Source organism: Nocardioides baekrokdamisoli (genome assembly GCF_003945325.1).
Taxonomy (GTDB): domain Bacteria; phylum Actinomycetota; class Actinomycetes; order Propionibacteriales; family Nocardioidaceae; genus Nocardioides; species Nocardioides baekrokdamisoli.
This window is the reverse complement of sequence record NZ_AP019307.1, coordinates 506228-522276: the sequence shown is the minus strand read 5'-3', so window position 1 is coordinate 522276 and position 16049 is coordinate 506228. Positions and strand designations below refer to the sequence as shown.

The 16049-nt window shown below is 68.0% G+C and carries 16 protein-coding genes and 1 tRNA gene; 9 read left to right on the top strand and 8 right to left on the bottom strand.

Going from position 1 to position 16049, the window contains the following annotated elements:
- The first annotated feature begins 361 nt into the window (after positions 1 to 361).
- Together KCTC_RS02430 and KCTC_RS02425 are read left to right on the top strand one after the other, a co-directional pair.
- On the top strand, positions 362 to 931 hold the full coding sequence (locus KCTC_RS02430; protein WP_164512443.1) for a histidine phosphatase family protein: 570 nt from the start codon (positions 362 to 364) through the stop codon (positions 929 to 931).
- A gap of 111 nt (positions 932 to 1042) precedes the next feature.
- Positions 1043 to 1348 carry a hypothetical protein gene (locus KCTC_RS02425; RefSeq protein WP_125566431.1) on the top strand — a complete coding sequence of 102 codons (306 nt, stop codon included), beginning with the start codon at positions 1043 to 1045 and terminating at the stop codon, positions 1346 to 1348.
- Between the two features lie 21 nt (positions 1349 to 1369).
- Here the strand turns inward: KCTC_RS02425 and KCTC_RS02420 are convergent, their stop codons facing one another.
- The 5 genes from KCTC_RS02420 to KCTC_RS02400 are packed head-to-tail and all read right to left on the bottom strand — an operon-like array spanning position 1370 to position 7292.
- The gene (locus tag KCTC_RS02420; protein WP_125566429.1) at positions 1370 to 1903 is read right to left on the bottom strand and encodes a DUF1697 domain-containing protein; all 534 of its coding nucleotides are present in this window, start codon (positions 1901 to 1903) and stop codon (positions 1370 to 1372) included.
- 3 nt (positions 1904 to 1906) lie between these two features.
- A complete protein-coding gene (locus KCTC_RS02415) occupies positions 1907 to 2395 on the bottom strand; it encodes a beta-class carbonic anhydrase (protein WP_331852195.1) in 489 nt (162 codons plus the stop codon).
- An 18-nt stretch (positions 2396 to 2413) separates the two neighbouring features.
- Positions 2414 to 4123 (bottom strand): MFS transporter, encoded by a 1710-nt coding sequence (locus KCTC_RS02410; protein ID WP_231998802.1) that lies wholly within the window; start codon positions 4121 to 4123, stop codon positions 2414 to 2416.
- A gap of 2 nt (positions 4124 to 4125) precedes the next feature.
- A complete protein-coding gene (locus KCTC_RS02405) occupies positions 4126 to 4815 on the bottom strand; it encodes an LppX_LprAFG lipoprotein (RefSeq protein ID WP_125566425.1) in 690 nt (229 codons plus the stop codon).
- Positions 4812 to 7292: a DNA gyrase/topoisomerase IV subunit A gene (locus KCTC_RS02400; protein ID WP_125566423.1), complete on the bottom strand. Its 2481-nt coding sequence runs from the start codon at positions 7290 to 7292 to the stop codon at positions 4812 to 4814. Before KCTC_RS02400 ends, KCTC_RS02405 begins: the two co-directional genes overlap by 4 nt.
- A 201-nt stretch (positions 7293 to 7493) precedes the next feature.
- On the opposite strand from KCTC_RS02400, the gene KCTC_RS02395 reads away from it, so the two are divergent.
- The 6 genes from KCTC_RS02395 (at position 7494) to KCTC_RS02370 (ending at position 13600) form a co-directional block, all read left to right on the top strand.
- A complete protein-coding gene (locus tag KCTC_RS02395; protein ID WP_231998801.1) occupies positions 7494 to 10166 on the top strand; it encodes a bifunctional acetate--CoA ligase family protein/GNAT family N-acetyltransferase in 2673 nt (890 codons plus the stop codon).
- An 8-nt stretch (positions 10167 to 10174) separates the two neighbouring features.
- Positions 10175 to 10570, top strand: a complete 396-nt coding sequence (locus tag KCTC_RS02390; protein WP_125566419.1) for a hypothetical protein — start codon at positions 10175 to 10177, stop codon at positions 10568 to 10570.
- Entirely contained in the window at positions 10567 to 11250 is a 684-nt protein-coding gene (locus KCTC_RS02385) for a nitroreductase family protein (RefSeq protein WP_125566417.1), read from the top strand. The genes KCTC_RS02390 and KCTC_RS02385 overlap by 4 nt, the downstream gene beginning before the upstream one ends.
- Before the next feature lie 13 nt (positions 11251 to 11263).
- On the top strand, positions 11264 to 11839 hold the full coding sequence (locus KCTC_RS02380; RefSeq protein ID WP_231998800.1) for a DUF5998 family protein: 576 nt from the start codon (positions 11264 to 11266) through the stop codon (positions 11837 to 11839).
- Complete coding sequence (locus KCTC_RS02375; RefSeq protein ID WP_125566415.1) at positions 11836 to 12948, top strand: alkaline phosphatase family protein; 1113 nt, start codon at positions 11836 to 11838, stop codon at positions 12946 to 12948. Before KCTC_RS02380 ends, KCTC_RS02375 begins: the two co-directional genes overlap by 4 nt.
- 154 nt (positions 12949 to 13102) lie before the next feature.
- Complete coding sequence (locus tag KCTC_RS02370; protein ID WP_125566413.1) at positions 13103 to 13600, top strand: hypothetical protein; 498 nt, start codon at positions 13103 to 13105, stop codon at positions 13598 to 13600.
- A 78-nt stretch (positions 13601 to 13678) separates the two neighbouring features.
- Here the strand turns inward: KCTC_RS02370 and sepH are convergent, their stop codons facing one another.
- Complete coding sequence (gene sepH / locus KCTC_RS02365; protein ID WP_164512442.1) at positions 13679 to 14560, bottom strand: septation protein SepH; 882 nt, start codon at positions 14558 to 14560, stop codon at positions 13679 to 13681.
- A 162-nt stretch (positions 14561 to 14722) separates the two neighbouring features.
- On the opposite strand from sepH, the gene KCTC_RS02360 reads away from it, so the two are divergent.
- Positions 14723 to 14794, top strand: a tRNA-Val gene (locus KCTC_RS02360).
- 126 nt (positions 14795 to 14920) lie between these two features.
- Here KCTC_RS02360 and KCTC_RS02355 read toward each other — a convergent pair.
- Positions 14921 to 15397 carry an SRPBCC family protein gene (locus KCTC_RS02355; protein WP_164512441.1) on the bottom strand — a complete coding sequence of 159 codons (477 nt, stop codon included), beginning with the start codon at positions 15395 to 15397 and terminating at the stop codon, positions 14921 to 14923.
- 115 nt (positions 15398 to 15512) lie between these two features.
- A complete protein-coding gene (locus KCTC_RS02350; protein ID WP_125566407.1) occupies positions 15513 to 16049 on the bottom strand; it encodes a hypothetical protein in 537 nt (178 codons plus the stop codon).

The window sequence follows — 16049 nt, the reverse complement described above, 5'->3', positions numbered from 1 at the left end:
GCCTACCGGCCGGGGCCTTCCGAGAGCCTGCTGTCTCGCTTGTGCCTCCTGCCGCTCGCGCCTATTCTCGTATTCAGAAAGAACCTGGCCGACGGCGCCTAACCGCCGACCAGGCTCGTCGCTACTTCCGGCGCAGCCTGTCGATGATCTGCATCACTGACCATGCTGCGCCGGGCACCGCGACGAGAAGAGCGAAGGTGGCAACCAAAGCCCTCTCCTTTCTTGGTGCCGTCCGGACTGTCCGGACGCTTGACCCCCGGCGATGAGCCGGGGGTTTGGCATGTCAGGGGCCGTGCGTGAGAACCATGGCGAGGACCGTACGCGGCGACACCGACAGTTCTGGCCCTGCGACAATCGGCCTGTGGAGAAACCGGTCTATCTCGTCAGGCACGGTCAGTCCGAGTGGAATCTCCTCCGCCTGACCCAGGGCCAGACGATGCATCCGCGCCTGACGGAGTTGGGTCGAGCCCAGGCGCACGCGGCGGCCGACCTGATCCTCGAGGACCTCGCGGGACGGGCTTGTCCACGGATCGTGTCCAGCGACCTCGTTCGTGCCGCGGAGACGGCAGAGATCATCGCCGGGCTTCTCGAGTGCCCGGTCACCTTCGACAAACGACTGCGCGAGCACGCGCTCGGTGCCCTCGAGGGTCAGCCGTACGAGGAGGGCTGGTCGATGGCCGATCACCCCGACTGGCTCGACCCGCACGTACGCGTCGGAGGGGGCGAGACGGTCCAGGAGGTGTACGACCGGGTCGGCTCGCTGCTCGCCGAGACGACGGGTCCGGTCGTCCTCGTCTCCCACGGCGACACGATCCGGGCCGCGTACGCCTGGCTGCGGGGCCTGCCGGTGACCGAGGGCTCCGGCGTACACATCACCAACGGGGCCGTTCTTCGCGCGGATCGGCTCCGCTGGCTCGCTCCGCCGACCTGAGACACGCCTGAGGACGCTTCCGCGATCTACCCGTCAGTAGGGTGCACCATCGAATTCAGGCCACCTCGGTCTTCGTCTCCTCGGGGAGACGTACGCGAAGGGATTCGTGGAATGAACACAGTCTGGTTCCTGATCACGACGATCATCGGCGGTGCGATCCTGGGCGGCATCGCCCAACTCCTCATTCCGGGCCGCGCCACGATCCCGGCTTGGGCAACAGTGCTCGCCGGCGTCATCGGCATGTTCGTCGGCAGCTTGCTCTACTACAAGATCTTCGGAGTCCAGAAGGGCTTCAACGGCAACTGGGAGAACACCACCAAGGGCATCGACTGGTGGCGCCATGTCTGGCAGGTGGGTGCGGCAGTTGTCGCGGTCGGTGCCAGCAGCAGCCTGTTGGGCAGGGGCCGACGGGCCTAGCGTCGGCCGAAGCGGGCGCCGTCAGGCGTCCAGCAACTCCAGCAGCGTCCGGGTCGTCCTCCAGTTGCGGGCGGAGATGTCGCGGTAGATCGGGGTTCCGACGATCTTGGCGAGTCGGCTCCTGGATGCCTCGGCATCGAGCCGTGCGAAATAGAGCGCCCGCGGGCCAGGCCAGACCTGATCGACTCCGTCGGTCAGGTCTGGCAACGCCGCCATGGCCTCAGCCGGTGTCGTCGTGTCCTTGAGGAACAGCACGTCGCGACGCAGGGTGTCATCGGCGAACTCGATCGGTGCAGCCTCGACGGTCGCCGCGTACGCAGCCCGGTCGCGCAGCAACACCGGGATCGCGAAGCCGAAGCGCTCGGCGAGGAGCGCCTCAAGTTCGCTCTCGGTGGGTGCCTGGTCAGCGGTGAACACCACGTTCCCGCTGTTGATGTACGTGCGGACGTCGCGGTGGCCGACATCGGTGAGTCCCTTGGCCAACGTCGCCATCTTGACCGGATTGCGGCCGCCCACGTTGATCCCACGGAGCAGGGCGACGTAGCGGGCCGCCATGCCTCAGACCTTGCGGGTCAGCAGGCCGCTGTCGACGTTGTACAGGAAGCCGCCGACCTCGGCCCGGGCGCCGATCAGCGGGTGGGCGCGGACCCGTTGGACGTCGGCTGCCAGCGCAGCGTCCTGCCCATCGGTCACCGGCAGCGTCAGCCAGGAGGTGTCCTGACCTGCGGAGGCGTCGAGTCGCTCGCGCAGGACCGCTTCGCTGTTGCTCGCGACCGCGCAGCGGGTGTGCGGCACGACCATGATCCGGTTGACCTGGAGCATGTGCACCGAGATCACGAGTGCGTCCAGCGTGAGGTCGTCCACACGACCACCGGGGTTGCGCAGGATCTTGGCGTCGCCAGGTTTGAGGCCGAGCATCGCCAGCGGGTCGATCCGGCTGTCCATGCAGGTGACGATCGCAACGCCCGCGCGCGCGATGCCGTCGAACCCGGCGAAGTCGAAGGAGCGTGCGTACTCAGCGTTTGCCTTGAGGATGTCGTCGAACACGCCCACGACGTTAGTAGATCACTCCGGACGGTGCGCCGGGGACCTGCCGAGCAGGACGGCGGCAGCCGCTGATGCGAACAGGCCCACCCAGAACGCGCCGCGGAACATCGCCCGCATCGGAGTCACGGCCGAGGCGGCCAACTGGTTGCCGTACGCGTCGCAGACCGTCGTGCTGTGGCAGACCGACTCGACTGACGGGGCGTCGGCGTACAACGTGTGCAGCGCCAGCACCGTCAGGAACGAGACGCCGACCAGCATGCCGATCATCCGCGCGACCACGGTCAGGGCACTGGCCAAGCCGTGCACATCGGAGGGAGTGGCACCCAGGACGGCCGTGTTGACGGGGGCGAGAACGAGGCCGAAGCCGAACCCGGCGACCACCAAGGCGACCGTCGCGGAGGCGTGATCAAGGGCGCCGTGCTGCCAGTTCGACATCAGCCAGAGGCCGACGGTGGCGCACAACAGACCGAGGGATCCGACGAGCCGTGGGGAGGTGCGGTGGGTGAGGAGACCGCCGAGGTACGCGCCGAACGGCAGCGCCACCAGCAGCCTGACCAGGACGAAGGCGGCACGGGTCGGCGAGTCGTTCCCATCGGTCTGCGCAAAGGCGGGCACGGTGACCAACGCGGTCACGAGGGTGACGCCGACCAGCAGGCTGATCACCAGGCCGCCCCACGCCGGGACCGCTCCCAACGCTCCGCGCGGGATCAGCGGCGCCTTGGCCACCCGGCACCTGATCACGAAGAGTGCCGCAGCGATCGCGCTGCCGGCCAGCCACATCCAACCGGTGCTGCTGACCATCTGGATCTGCGGATCTGCCGAAGCGAACGCGATCACGATCCCGCCCAACGACACCCCGAGGATCCCGGCGCCGATCAGGTCGACCTCGCGGGTCGCCCGCGCCCAGTCCCGCAGATTGACCGCTGCCGACCGGCCGAGCAGACACCACGCAAGCAGCACCACGGCGATCCCGACGGTCACCAGACCGACGTCGGTGGTCCAGCGCGGACTTGATCCATGGGGGACGTAGATCTCACCCCAGAAGATGTCCTGCTTGATCGACATCGGCGGATGGAGCACGAGGTAGACGCCGATCGCCAGCAGGATCGCGAGTGCCAGCCCGATCCAGTCGACCCGACGACGCGTACGCGCCGCGGAAGCTGAGAGACCGAGCCACAGCGCCGCGCCGACGGCCACGTTGACCCAGAAGATCCCGCGCCAGCTCGAGACCGCGAGGATCGCCGCACCCAGCATCGGGCCGAGGACGGAGCCGGCTTCCTGGACTGCCGAGACGATGCCGAGCGGCACTGCGCGCCGGCCGGCCGGGTAGAGATCCGCGACCAGTGCGAGCGTGGCCGGCACGAGCGCTCCGCCCCCGATTCCCTGCAGGAAGCGCCCGGCGATCAGCGTGGGCATCGAGTACGCCACGGCCGTGATGATCGAGCCGAACGAGAACAGGAACAGTCCCCAGCGCAGCACCGGGATCCGACCGCGTACGTCCGCGATCCTGCCGATCAGCGGCAACATCGCCACATAGCCGAGCAGGAAGCCGCTCACGATGGGTGCGGCCTTCTGGATCTGGGTCTCCTCGAGGCCGACGCTGTGCATCATCGGTTGCAGCGCGACCACCGCGACATAGGTGTCGGCAGCGGCGTATGCGACGGCGATCGACGCGAGGATCAGAGGCCAGGGCCTGCGGTTCGCCGGTCCTTCCGAGGGCAACGCCACGGTCAGGGCACGGTGATCGTCGGCGCCGTGCCGTACTGGTCCAGCGTCAGCGTGTACGTGCTGGTCGCGCCCTTGTAGAACGGCCCCGTGACGGTCGCACCGACCAGCTTGCCGTCACTACCGATCTGATAGGTCACCTGGAAGGTGCCGGTGCCGCTGACCGGGATCACCGTGGCGACCTGGGCCGAGGTGAGCGTGCCGGTGTAGTTGGTGACGACGATGTCGTTGTTGGCTCCCGTGCGGGTCTGTCCGGCGGCCGTCGGGCTCGCGGTCTGGGTGAGCAGCGTCGACACACCGGTGGTGGTGTCGAGCCACTTCGAGGGGTCCGGGATGCCGAGGCTGCCGGGGGTGCCGGTGTACGAGCCGACGAGCGGCACGTGGGTGGCGTAGATCTTGCCGCCGATGGCGGTGACGTCGACGTCAGCCGAGAAGCCCTGGATGCTGACCTTCGCGGATCCCTTGAAGGCCGCCGGGCTGCGGGTGATGACGCCGTCGGCGGAGATCAGCGACTGCTGACCGCTCGGCACGTTCGTCGAGGTGATCGTGACGTGGACGCCGGCGGTGCTGTCGAGGGCAGCCTTGGCGGCCTGCAACGCCTGCGTCGGATCGGTCTTGGATCCACTAGAGCCACAGGCGGTCAGGACGACCGCGGTGAGGGAGGCCACCAGGACGACGAGGAGACGACGCATCATGCCTCCGACACTAGACCCGAGCCGGACAGTCCGGCACCGACCGGCCCGGCGATCGCATCGATCGGTTGACCGACGATCACTCCTGATCCGTCGCGCCGCGGATCGATCTCCGGGAGGGGGACGGGTGAGCCCGAGCTGGCCGCTGCGCGAGCAGGTCCGGGACCGGCCCAGGCGACCAACAACGTGTCCTCGCCCTTGAGGAACCGCTGGCACCGTACGCCGCCGGTGGCGCGACCCTTGGGCGGGTACTCGGTGAACGGAGTGACCTTGACGCTGCCGGGTTGCACCCCGGGCAGGGCGGTGGATGAGCCGGCAGACGTGACGACGACGGCGTCGTTCGCATCGAAGGCACCGAAGAACAGCACCCGGTGTCCGGCCGCCACGTTGACGCCCTTCATGCCGACGGCATTGCGACCCTGCGGGCGTACGCCCTCGGCGCTGAACTGCAACAGCTGCGCATCCGAGGTGATGAAGCACAGCGTCTCGGCGCCGGTGGTCAGTTCCACAGCGCCGACGACCTCATCGCCCGGGTCGAGATTGATCACCGGCCACTCGTCCTTGCCGAGCACCTCGGGGTTGACCCGCTTGACGACCCCGGAGCGGGTGCCGAGCGCCAGACCCGGTCCGTCGGTGGTCAGGCGACACATCGCAAGCGCGCGCTCGCCGATGTCCAGGGACAGCAGTGCCCCGAGGGGTACGCCACCCTGCAGGTTCGGTTCGCCCGCGGTCGGCGGGATCGCCGGCAGGTCGAGCACCGACAGCTTGAGCAGCCGGCCCCCCGAGGTGAGAACGCCGATCTCGCCCCGGGCCGTCGCTGCGACCGCTGAGGTGATCAGATCGTGGTTCGCACGCGGGCCGCCGGCAGCCGGGACCTCGCCGTCGGACGTACGCGCCAGCAGGCCGGTCGAGGACAGCAGTGCGAAGCACGGGTCGTCGGCGATCTCGGTCTGGATCTTCGCCGCCTGGGCGGCAGTGACGGCGGTGCCGGCCGAAGCCAGCAGCACAGTGCGTCGCGGCGTGCCGTACGTCTTGGCGACCTCGCCGAGCTCGTCGGAGACGACCTTCCGGAGAAGCTTGTCGTCGCCGAGGATCGCGTCGAGTTCCTGGATCGTGCGGAGCAGGTCCTCCTGCTCCGTGTCGAGCTCGAGTTTGGAGAACTTGGTCAGTCGACGCAGCGCCATGTCGAGGATGTACTCGGCCTGGAGTTCGGACAGTTCGAAGATGCTGATCAGGCGTTCCTTGGCCATCGCAGCGTTGTCGCTGGTGCGGATCACCTGGATGACCTCGTCGATGTCGACGATCGCCAGCAGGAGTCCTTCGACAAGGTGGAGTCGCGACGCCGCCTTGTTGCGACGGAACTGCGACCGGCGGCGTACGACCTCGAAGCGGTGTCCCAGGAAGACCTCGAGCAGTTCCTTGAGGCCGAGCGTGCGTGGCTGCCCGTCGACGAGGCACACGTTGTTGATGCCGAACGAGTCCTCGAGCTTGGTCGACTTGTAGAGCTGCTCGAGCAGGGCCTCGGGGATGAACCCGTTCTTGACCTCGATCACCAGGCGGGTGCCGTTGTTCTTGTCGGTCAGGTCAATGACGTCGGCAATGCCCTGGATCTTCTTGGCCTGGACGAGGGTCTTGATGTTCTCGACGACCTTCTCGGTGCCCACCATGTACGGCAGTTCGGTGACCACGATGCCCTTGCGGCGACCGATGGTCTCGATGCGCGCCGTGGCCCGGATCTTGAACGACCCCTTGCCGGTGGCGTACGCGTCCCGGATGCCGTCGAGGCCGACGATGGTGCCGCCGGTCGGCAGGTCCGGCCCGGGGATGAACCGCATCAGCTCATCGAGGTCGGCTTTCGGATGGTTGATCAGGTGACGCAGCGCGCTGACGACCTCGACAAGGTTGTGCGGCGCCATGTTGGTCGCCATGCCGACCGCGATGCCGGAGGTGCCGTTGACCAGCAGGTTCGGGATCGCGGCGGGCAGGACCGAAGGCTCGTACTCGCGGCTGTCGTAGTTCGGCTTGAAGTCGACGGTGTCCTCGTCGATCGAGGCCGTCATCGCCAGGGCGGCTGGCGCCATCCGGGCTTCCGTGTAACGCATGGCGGCGGCCGAGTCGTCGAGCGACCCGAAGTTGCCGTGGCCATCGATCATCGGAAGACGCATCGCCCACGGCTGCGTCAGGCGTACGAGGGCGTCGTAGATCGCGCTGTCACCGTGCGGGTGGAGCCGACCCATGACCTCACCGACCACGCGGGCCGACTTCACGTGACCACGATCAGGCCGCAGGCCCATGTCGTGCATCGTGTAGAGGATCCGGCGCTGGACCGGCTTGAGCCCGTCGCGCGCGTCGGGAAGTGCGCGGCTGTAGATGACCGAGTAGGCGTACTCCAGGAAGGACGACCTCATCTCGTCCCCGACGTCGATGTCGAGGATGTGCTCCTCGAAGTCTTCGGGTGGAGCGGGAGTGGTGCGTGCCATAGGGGGCATTCTCCCAATGGGCACCGATATTTCGGCGTACGCCGCGCAGCCACGGCCGGTGTTCCGCGCCTTCGGCTGGGTCATCAACGATTCAGGACATGACGCCAGCGGAGGGGTATGTGCCCTCGACGCGCCGCAGGTCCTGAATGGTTGCGATGCACCGTCGCCATGCCGTCCGCGCGAGCGGCTAGATTCCTGGGTGTGACCACGCCGACCGCGCCGAGCCGCTGGGAAGCCGATGTCCTGCTTCGTGATGGGCGTACCGCCCACATCCGTCCGGTGAGGCCGGACGACAAGCAGTTGATGACCGAGTTCTACGCACGGGTCTCCGACGATTCGAAGTACAAGCGGTTCTTCTCGCCGATGCCGACGCTGAGCGAGACGCTGCTCAACGCCTTCACCGAGGTCGACTACGACCGTCGCGTCGCGATGGTGCTCACGCTTCGCGGACGGATGATCGCCGTCGGCGGGTACGACGCGGTCAGCGAGCGCGACGCCGAGGTCGCGTTCCTGGTCGAGGACGCGGAGCAGGGGCGCGGGATCGCCCAGGTCCTCATCGAACACCTCGCCCAGGCCGCCCGCGAGCGTGGCATCAGTCGGTTCGTTGCCGAGGTGCTTCCGGACAACATCGGCATGATCCAGACGTTCAAGGACGCCGGCTACAGGGTCACCAGCGGTGTCGAGCACGGCATCGTGCTGCTCGAGTTCCCGATCGCGGTCACCGACACCGCGGTCAGTGCACTGGTACGCCGCGAGCACGAGGCCGAAGCCGCCTCGATCCAACGGTTCTTCAACCCGCGCAGTGTGGCCGTCATCGGTGCCTCGCGTCGCGAGGCCACCATCGGTCAGACGCTCGTACGCAATCTGGTCAACGGTGACTTCACCGGCCGGGTCTACGTGGTGAACCCGACCGCAGGTGCCGTGAGCGGACTCCCGGCCTACAAGTCGGTCCAGGACATCGACGACGACGTGGACGTCGCGATCGTGGCCGTTCCGGCGGAGGTCGTGCCCGACGTGGTCCTCGACTGTGCGGCCAAGGGCGTGCACGGCCTGGTGGTGATCTCATCGGGCTTCGCCGAGATCGGCGAGGCCGGTCGCAAGCGGCAGCGCCGACTGGTCGGGCTGTCCAGGTCGTACGGCCTGCGGCTGATCGGCCCGAACGCGCTCGGCATCATCAACACCGGTTCGCGCGTACGCCTCAATGCCTCGATCGCTCCGACGATGCCGCCGCGTGGCCGCGCGGGCTTCTTCTGCCAGTCAGGTGCGCTGGGGACCGCGATCCTGGAGCAGGTCAAGCTGCGCGGCCTGGGCCTGTCGACCTTCGTCTCTGCCGGCAACCGTGCCGACGTCTCCGGCAACGACCTCCTCCAGTACTGGGAGGAGGATCCGGCGACTGAGGTGATCATGATGTACCTCGAGTCGATCGGTAACCCGCGCAAGTTCTCCAGGATCGCTCGCCGGGTCAGCCTCCGGAAACCGATCGTCGCGGTCCGCTCCGGCCGTGCGACCCAGGGTGTGCCGATGGGGCACTCGGTACGCAAGATCAGCGCGCCTCCCGAAGCGGTGGACGCGATGTTCCGGCAGGCCGGAGTCATCCAGGTGGACACCCTCGACCAGATGTTCGACGTCGCCCAGTTGCTCGCACACCAACCGTTGCCTCGTGGCCGACGGGTGGCCATCGTCGGCAACAGTGACGCGGTCGGCCTGCTGGCGGCCGACGCGGCGGTGGCCGAAGGGCTTGCGGTCAACCGCCAGATCGCGCTGCCGTCGGAGCCGACTCCTGAGGAGTTCGAGGACGCACTGGACGCCGCGATCGACGATCCCGAGGTCGATGCGGTGATCGCCGTCTACATTCCGCCGCTCAACGTCAAGGGCGACGAGGTCGCCACCGTGCTGGCGACGGTCGGGGAGCAGTCGGACAAGCCGATCGTCTCCTCCTTCCTCGGAGCCCAGGGCGTACCCGAACTTCTCCGCGTCCCCGACGTCGCGGGCTCCACCGCCGGACGTGGGTCGGTGCCGTCGTACGCCAGCGTCGAGAGCGCCGTGCACGCGCTCTCGCACGTGGTCGACTACGCGATCTGGCTGCGTACGCCCGACGGCCCGGCGCTCGATCTGGCCGACTGCGACGTACGCGCCGCACGCGAGGTGCTCGATGAGGCGCTGGGTCGGATGATCCAGGGCGGCGACCTCACCGGCGACGAGGTCGCTCGCCTGCTGGGCGCGTATGGGATTGATCTGTGGCAGTCGCTCCCGGCGGCCACCGTCGAGGCGGCCGTCGAAGCGGGGGACCGGCTCGGCTGGGACGTCGTCCTCAAGACCGGAGGCGCGGAGGAACTCGAGCGCCCCGACCAGATCCGCCTGGTTCGCAACATCGGGACTCCCGACGACATGACTGATGCGTGGCGCGCGCTCGCGACGACCGACCGCGTGCTGGCCGTCCAGCGCACAGCACCGCAGGGTGTCCCGGTGACGATCAGGAGTCTGGAGGACCCACTCTTCGGCCCGGTGGTCTCGTTCGGCATCGGCGGACCGCTCACCGACCTGGTCGGCGACCTCGCATTCCGGATCCCGCCGCTCACGTACAGCGACGCCGCGTCGATGGTGCGCGAGGTCAAGGCCGCGCCGATGCTGTTCGGCTACCGAGGCAGCACCCCGGGCGACGTCGCGGCGGTCGAGCGCCTGATCCTGCGAGTCGCCCAGCTTCAGAACGACCTTCCCCAGATCGCCTCGATCGATCTGGGACTCGTCCTCGTCGGCCCCGACGGCGCCGCTGTCCTCAACGCCGCCGCGAGCGTACGTCCGCCCACGGAGGCGCGCTCGGACTGGTACGTACGCCGGCTCAACCCGGCCGGCGGCGACACCCTCCCCACCTAAGGAACCCTGTGCTGTCCCTGGAAACCTTCCGGCTGTTCATCCACGTCCTCGCGGCGACCGTCTGGGTCGGCGGCCAGATCACTTTGGCCGCGCTGGTCCCGGCGCTCCGCGCAGCCGGTGCGGAGGTGCCGAAGGCGGCTGCGAACGCCTTCAACCGGATCGCCTGGCCGGCGTTCTTCGTCCTCATCGCCACCGGCGTCTGGAACGTGATCGCCGACCACAACCAGAATCACGGTTCCTGGGCCGCAGTCCTCGGCGTGAAGTACGTCCTGGTGCTTGCCTCCGGCGGCACGGCGTACGCCCATGCCCACGCGAAGACGAAGAAGCAGATGGCGATCTTCGGTGCGCTCACCGGACTCACGGCGCTCGGCGCGCTCTTCGTCGGGATGATGCTGGCCGCATGAGCACGGACTTCGCCGCATTGTCGCGGCTGCTCGATGAGCGGTGGACCTGCCGCGCGTTTGCCCCGACCCCGGTGCCCAGGGTGGAGATCGAGCGGCTCCTGGCGCTGGCGCAGCGCACGCCGTCGTGGTGCAACACCCAGCCGTGGGAGGTCATCGTCACGTCCGGCGAGGAGACCGGCCGCCTGCGTGAGGCGCTCGGCGCGTACGTGATGAGCCAGCCGCAGGCGAGCGACTTCGAGTTTCCGACCGCGTTTCCGGGCGCGTACGGCGACCGGCGCCGCGAGTGCGGCTTCCAGTTGTACGACAGTCTCGGCATCGAGAAGTCGGATGCCGATGGACGGTTCCGTCAGATGTTGCGCAACTTCGAGTTCTTCGATGCTCCGCACGTCGCCCTCATCACCGTCGAGGCCGACCTGGGTCCGTACGCCCTGCTGGACACCGGCATCTACGTCAGCTCGCTCCTGCTCGGCGCACAGGCGCTGGGTCTGGCGGCCGCCCCGCAGGCCGCGCTGGCCGGGTACGCCGACTTCTTCCGTGCCCACTTCGGTCTGCCGGAGAACCGGCGGGTCGCGGTCGGCATGTCGCTCGGGTACGCGGCAGTCGAGGAGCCGGTGAATGGTTTCCGGACCACGCGGGCCGATCTGGCCGACGTCGTGGCCTGGCACGGTTCCTGGGCGTGACAGACTCGTCCGCGTGAGCAGCATCGACAGTGGGTCGCGTGAGTCGCAGCTTCGCGCTGCGATCGATCGCACCGGTTACTACCCGGACGTCGTCACCGACGCGGTGGCCGAGGCCGTCGCAGGGGAGGAGATCGAGTCCTTCTTCGTGCACCACGAGCCGACGTTCGAGCACGATGAGGTACGCCGCCACCTGACTGTTCTGGTGCTGACCCCCAGTCGTCTGGTGCTGGTGCACACCGACGAGCACGGCGGCGACGACCTGCTGCCCGAGCCGTACACGTCGACCTCGACGGAGTCGATCCGTCTGGGCGCTGTCACCTCCGTTGCCGTCACCCGGCTGACGACCTCCACCGTCCCGGCCCGTCTCGCCGAGGCGAACCTGGCGATCAGCTGGGGTTCGATGTCGCGTCTGGACCTGGAGCCCGCGCGCTGCGGTGACCCGGACTGCGATGCCGACCACGGCTACACCGGAACGGTCGGTGGCGACGACTTCACCCTGCGGGTCTCGGCCGCCGCTGACGGTGTCCCGGCGGTCGAGGAACTCATCGGCTTCGCCGCGTCCGTGTCCGCACGGACGCGGGACACGTGAGCGGGCTCAGCACCGACCTGATCACGCCGGCGTACGGCATCCGCTCGCTCGCGGACGTGCTCCCGGCGGTGGTGCAGGCGCTCGGCGTCCCGGGCGGTCGACCGGGTGGACTCGACCTTCCCGCGGCCCCGGCGTACGTCGTCTTCCTGATCGACGGTCTCGGCGCAGAGCAACTGACCCGGTATGCCGAGGACGCGCCATACCTCGCCAGCCTGATGGAGACACCCGGCACCGCCACGGTCCCGTCGACGACCGCGGTCAGCCTCACGAGCCTGGGCACGGGGCTGCTGCCGGGGGCGCACGGCGTGGTCGGCTACACCTCGCGCATCCCGGGCACGACCGACCTCCTCAATGCCTTGCACTGGCCGGCGAGCGTGGAGCCGCATCGGTGGCAGCCGCACGAGACCGTGTTCGGTGCCCTCGCCGACCGTGGCAAGGGTGCGACGGTCGTCACGAAGCGGGAGTTCTTCGGCTCAGGACTCACGGCGGTTTCCCAACGCGGGGCGGAGTTCGTCGCGGCGGAGCGGGCCGGCGAGCGGATCGCGGGCGCCGTCGAGGCGTCCCGGCGCAGCGGCATCGTCTACCTGTACGACAGTGACCTCGACTGGACCGGACACAAGCACGGCGTGAACTCGGCGGAGTGGTTGCAGCAACTGGCGATGCTCGACGCCGAAGCGGAGCGTCTTCGTGACGAGCTGCCCGCGCACGTACGCCTGCTGGTCGTGGCTGATCACGGCATGGTCGATTCGCCGCTGGCGGATCGGATCGATGTCGATGACGAACCGGCGCTGCGCGACGGGCTGGTCATGCTCGGGGGAGAGGCTCGCTTCCGGCACCTGTACGCCCGCAGCGGCGCGGCAGAGGACGTCGCCGAGACCTGGCGTGCGGTCCTCGGAGAGCGGGCCGAAGTGCGTACCCGTGCCGAGGCTACGGAGTGGTTCGGGCCGATCGCGGACAGCGTGGCGCCTCGGATCGGGGACGTCGTCGTCGCGGCGCGCGGGACGAACGCGGTTATGGCTGCTCGTGAGTTCCCCAAGGAAGGCATGCTGGTCGGCATGCACGGGTCGCTGACCGCGGAAGAGATGCTGATCCCGATCCTCGTGGACTGAGGGGGATCCGCGGAGGCGTCTCGCTCAGAGAACCTTTAGGTCGAAACGCTCCACAGCAGACGCAAAGCCCGGCAGGATGGGCGGGTCCGTGACCCACACTTTCCGGGAGATTCAGATGCGTCGCATCACCGTGGCTCTGGTAGCCGCTCTACTCATGACCAGCTTGGTTGCCTGTGGCTCCAAGGCCAAGACCGACGCCAGTGGCGTCGCCTACAGTGCTCAGAACTGCCCGACGGCGAACCTGGAGACGCTGCCGTCCGCGAAGATCGCTGCTGACCTCGGCATCATCTACGTCGCGTTCGACAAGTTCATCTACAAGCCGTTCCAGAAGGACCATCTCGCTGGTGTTGGCGCGAAGTTGAAGGCTGCTGCCGCAGCTGCCGCGATCTACCACTTCGCCAAGAAGGTCAAGCAGCACGTCATCAACTCGTCGTTCCTGTGCACGAAGATCGGTACGCCGATCAGTGCTCTGGCAGACAAGTTGGGCAGCCTGCCCAACCTCATCAAGGACGCGGTCACCGGCGGGTCAGCGATCACTGATCTCAAGACCGGTATGGACAGCCTGCCGGGGCTCGCGTCGAGCGCTGGCCTGCCGAAGCTCGACCTGAAGAATGGTGTGGACAGCCTTTCCAGCCTCGCTGGACTGAGCTGATCCTCGCAGCCGACAACAACGGGCCACACCGGAAGGTGTGGCCCGTTGTTGCGTTGTGCGGGGTGTCAGCCTGGGGTGTCAGGCGGTCGGGCCGCCGAACATGATCTCGTCCCAGCTCGGGATCGAACCGCGCTTGCGCTTCGCGGACGTAGCCGGCTTGGCCTCGACCTCGACTGCCGCGGCGGTATCCACGCGGACCTCGACCGTGGGCTCCTCGACCTGGATCTCGGTCGTCGGTGCGAACATGTCGACCTCGGGGACCGACTGCCGACGCTGACGCAGGCTGTGCAGTTCGTCGCGTACGGGCGTGGCCGGCGGAGCCGCCGGAACTGCCGGCAGGTCGCCGAGGAGCCAGCGGGCGTCGTCGTTCTCCGGGGTGACGTATGCGCCCTGGATGTCGTAGGCCATCTGCGCGATGCCGGAGCGTTCGGTGGTCTCGTAGTGGCCGAGCAGGATCCAGCGACCGTCCTGGCGGCGCCAGGAGTCCCACGAAATGTCCTCGAACTCCTGGTCGAACCGACCGAGCACCGAGAGCACAGCGTCCTGGAGCGTACGCACTGCGGGGTCGGCCGCGACGCTGGTGCGACGGACCGAGGCGCGCGCGGCGCGCAGTGCCATGTGCTCGCGCTCGGCGAGGACCGGACCAGCGAACGCCATGATCGCCTCGGGTTCGGTGCCCGCAGCGGCAGCCACCTGCTCGAGACTCTCGCCGGCACGGATGCGCGCCTGGATGTCCTTGGGTCGAAGGGCGGGCGGCTGGTTCGTCATCGGCGTCTCCGTTCGGCGGGACGGCTGCGGTAGGGCGGCGCGGAGGCGCTCATCGACCGGGACGACGAACTCCCGACCCACGGCGTCCACGAAGAGCATCCGGCGGCCATCCCGGCTCACCGATGCGAGTGTCAGACCCTCCGGGGTCACGTCCGCGGAGGTGGTGATCTGGGGCGCTTCTTCTGCCGACATCCTCATCGTCATCCTTTGTCTGGTGCTTGCGAACCTACGCCCAGCACCCACCCCGATTCGGGCGCCACGACGGCGCGTCGTGAGGTTGTGACGCGTGTGACAGATGGGTTCGACGCCGATGTGGCGATGGCGACGGAGTGCGCTAACGTTGCCACCTGATTCGGGCGATTGGCGCAGTGGTAGCGCACTTCGTTCACACCGAAGGGGTCACTGGTTCGAACCCAGTATCGCCCACCGAATCGTGAGGCAAGGTCGACCTTTGGGTCGGCCTTGTCTGCGTTGATGGGCTGTTCTGACGGTGTCCAGTCGAGGTTGAGGGCCATCGGTGCGAGGCGACCGTGCGGCTGCGCCTCGGACGCGTCAAGCCGACAGGCGAGCCGCGTAGAGCGGCCACATCTTGGCGGCGTACTGGCGCCAGAAGAAGCCCATCACCGGCAGGAATGCCCGCGTGAGCCCGTTGGTCGGGTGCAGGGTCCAGCTCCAGGTGACCCGGGTGCCGGTGCCTTCGGGTACGTAGGTGAAGCGACCGTCGACCCCGGCGACGAGCGACTTGAGCGGACCGGTGAGATCACTGAGCCGGTACTGGTAGTTCCCGCCGGCGCGGTCGTAGGTGACGAGGGTCTCGGTGTTGCTGTGGCCGTCGGCGGTGATCACGCTGCGGGTCTGGCCGACGGTTGCCCACGGTCCAACCTGGCCCGTGACCTCCTTGACGGGCGGGATGATGCCAGCCCGATGGGGGAACAGTTCCTCGAGCGGAGCATTCATGACCCCGTCGAAGGCGACCTCGAGCGGCGCCTGGACGACGGTGGACGACGTGAGCAGGTACGGCGCGGCCATCGGGGCTCCTCGATCAGGGATGCAGTGCTCTGGCAGCGTACTCAGTTCGCGGTTGGCGGGGGAGCGACGTAGGGGCCTGGCCCGACGTCGAGCGACGGTCCTTTGGTGACCGGCGTCAGCGTCGTCGCAGAGCCGGGATCGCTCGCCACAACCGGCCAACCAGGATCGTGCCGAAGAGCAACAGCAGCCAGGTGGCGACGCTGAACCCGCCTCCGACATGAGTCTCGTGGCCGTCAGTGAACGTGTAGGTGACGTGGTTCTGGAAGTAGCGGAGGCCGTCGTACGTGAGCGTTCCGGTCATGTGCGGAGCGGCGTTTGAGACGCCGCGGGCGTAGGCGAGAGCAATCTCGGTGAAGAGCGACGTCGCGACCAGCGTTGCCGTCATGAGGAACACCACAGCTGCGATCCATGAGTGACGAGGGCCATCCCCGAAGCGCGCCGTGAGATAGCCCTCAGCGAGCTGGCGACTGCTACCGACATTCCGGATCGCCTGGCTGGCGCCGACCTCCTGAGCCGCTTCGGTCAGGTTCGTTCGTACCTCCCGGCGTGTGGAGATGCGGGTGGCGCGGGGGAGGTCGTAGAGCTGCTGGTCGAGACTCCACACCAGCCGCTCAATGCGCAGGCGGTCAAGCAAGGGAAGGGTGGCGCTCAT

What these genes read in the sequence shown, in the direction of transcription:
- sepH (WP_164512442.1), bottom strand. Translation starts at nt 14,560, where the DNA reads ATGTCGGCAGAAGAAGCGCCCCAGATCACCACCTCCGCGGACGTGACC.
- KCTC_RS02370 (WP_125566413.1), top strand. Translation starts at nt 13,103, where the DNA reads ATGACCAGCTTGGTTGCCTGTGGCTCCAAGGCCAAGACCGACGCCAGT.
- KCTC_RS02425 (WP_125566431.1), top strand. Translation starts at nt 1,043, where the DNA reads ATGAACACAGTCTGGTTCCTGATCACGACGATCATCGGCGGTGCGATC.
- KCTC_RS02385 (WP_125566417.1), top strand. Translation starts at nt 10,567, where the DNA reads ATGAGCACGGACTTCGCCGCATTGTCGCGGCTGCTCGATGAGCGGTGG.
- KCTC_RS02355 (WP_164512441.1), bottom strand. Translation starts at nt 15,397, where the DNA reads ATGGCCGCGCCGTACCTGCTCACGTCGTCCACCGTCGTCCAGGCGCCG.
- KCTC_RS02405 (WP_125566425.1), bottom strand. Translation starts at nt 4,815, where the DNA reads ATGATGCGTCGTCTCCTCGTCGTCCTGGTGGCCTCCCTCACCGCGGTC.
- KCTC_RS02400 (WP_125566423.1), bottom strand. Translation starts at nt 7,292, where the DNA reads ATGGCACGCACCACTCCCGCTCCACCCGAAGACTTCGAGGAGCACATC.
- KCTC_RS02350 (WP_125566407.1), bottom strand. Translation starts at nt 16,049, where the DNA reads ATGAGCGCCACCCTTCCCTTGCTTGACCGCCTGCGCATTGAGCGGCTG.
- KCTC_RS02420 (WP_125566429.1), bottom strand. Translation starts at nt 1,903, where the DNA reads ATGGCGGCCCGCTACGTCGCCCTGCTCCGTGGGATCAACGTGGGCGGC.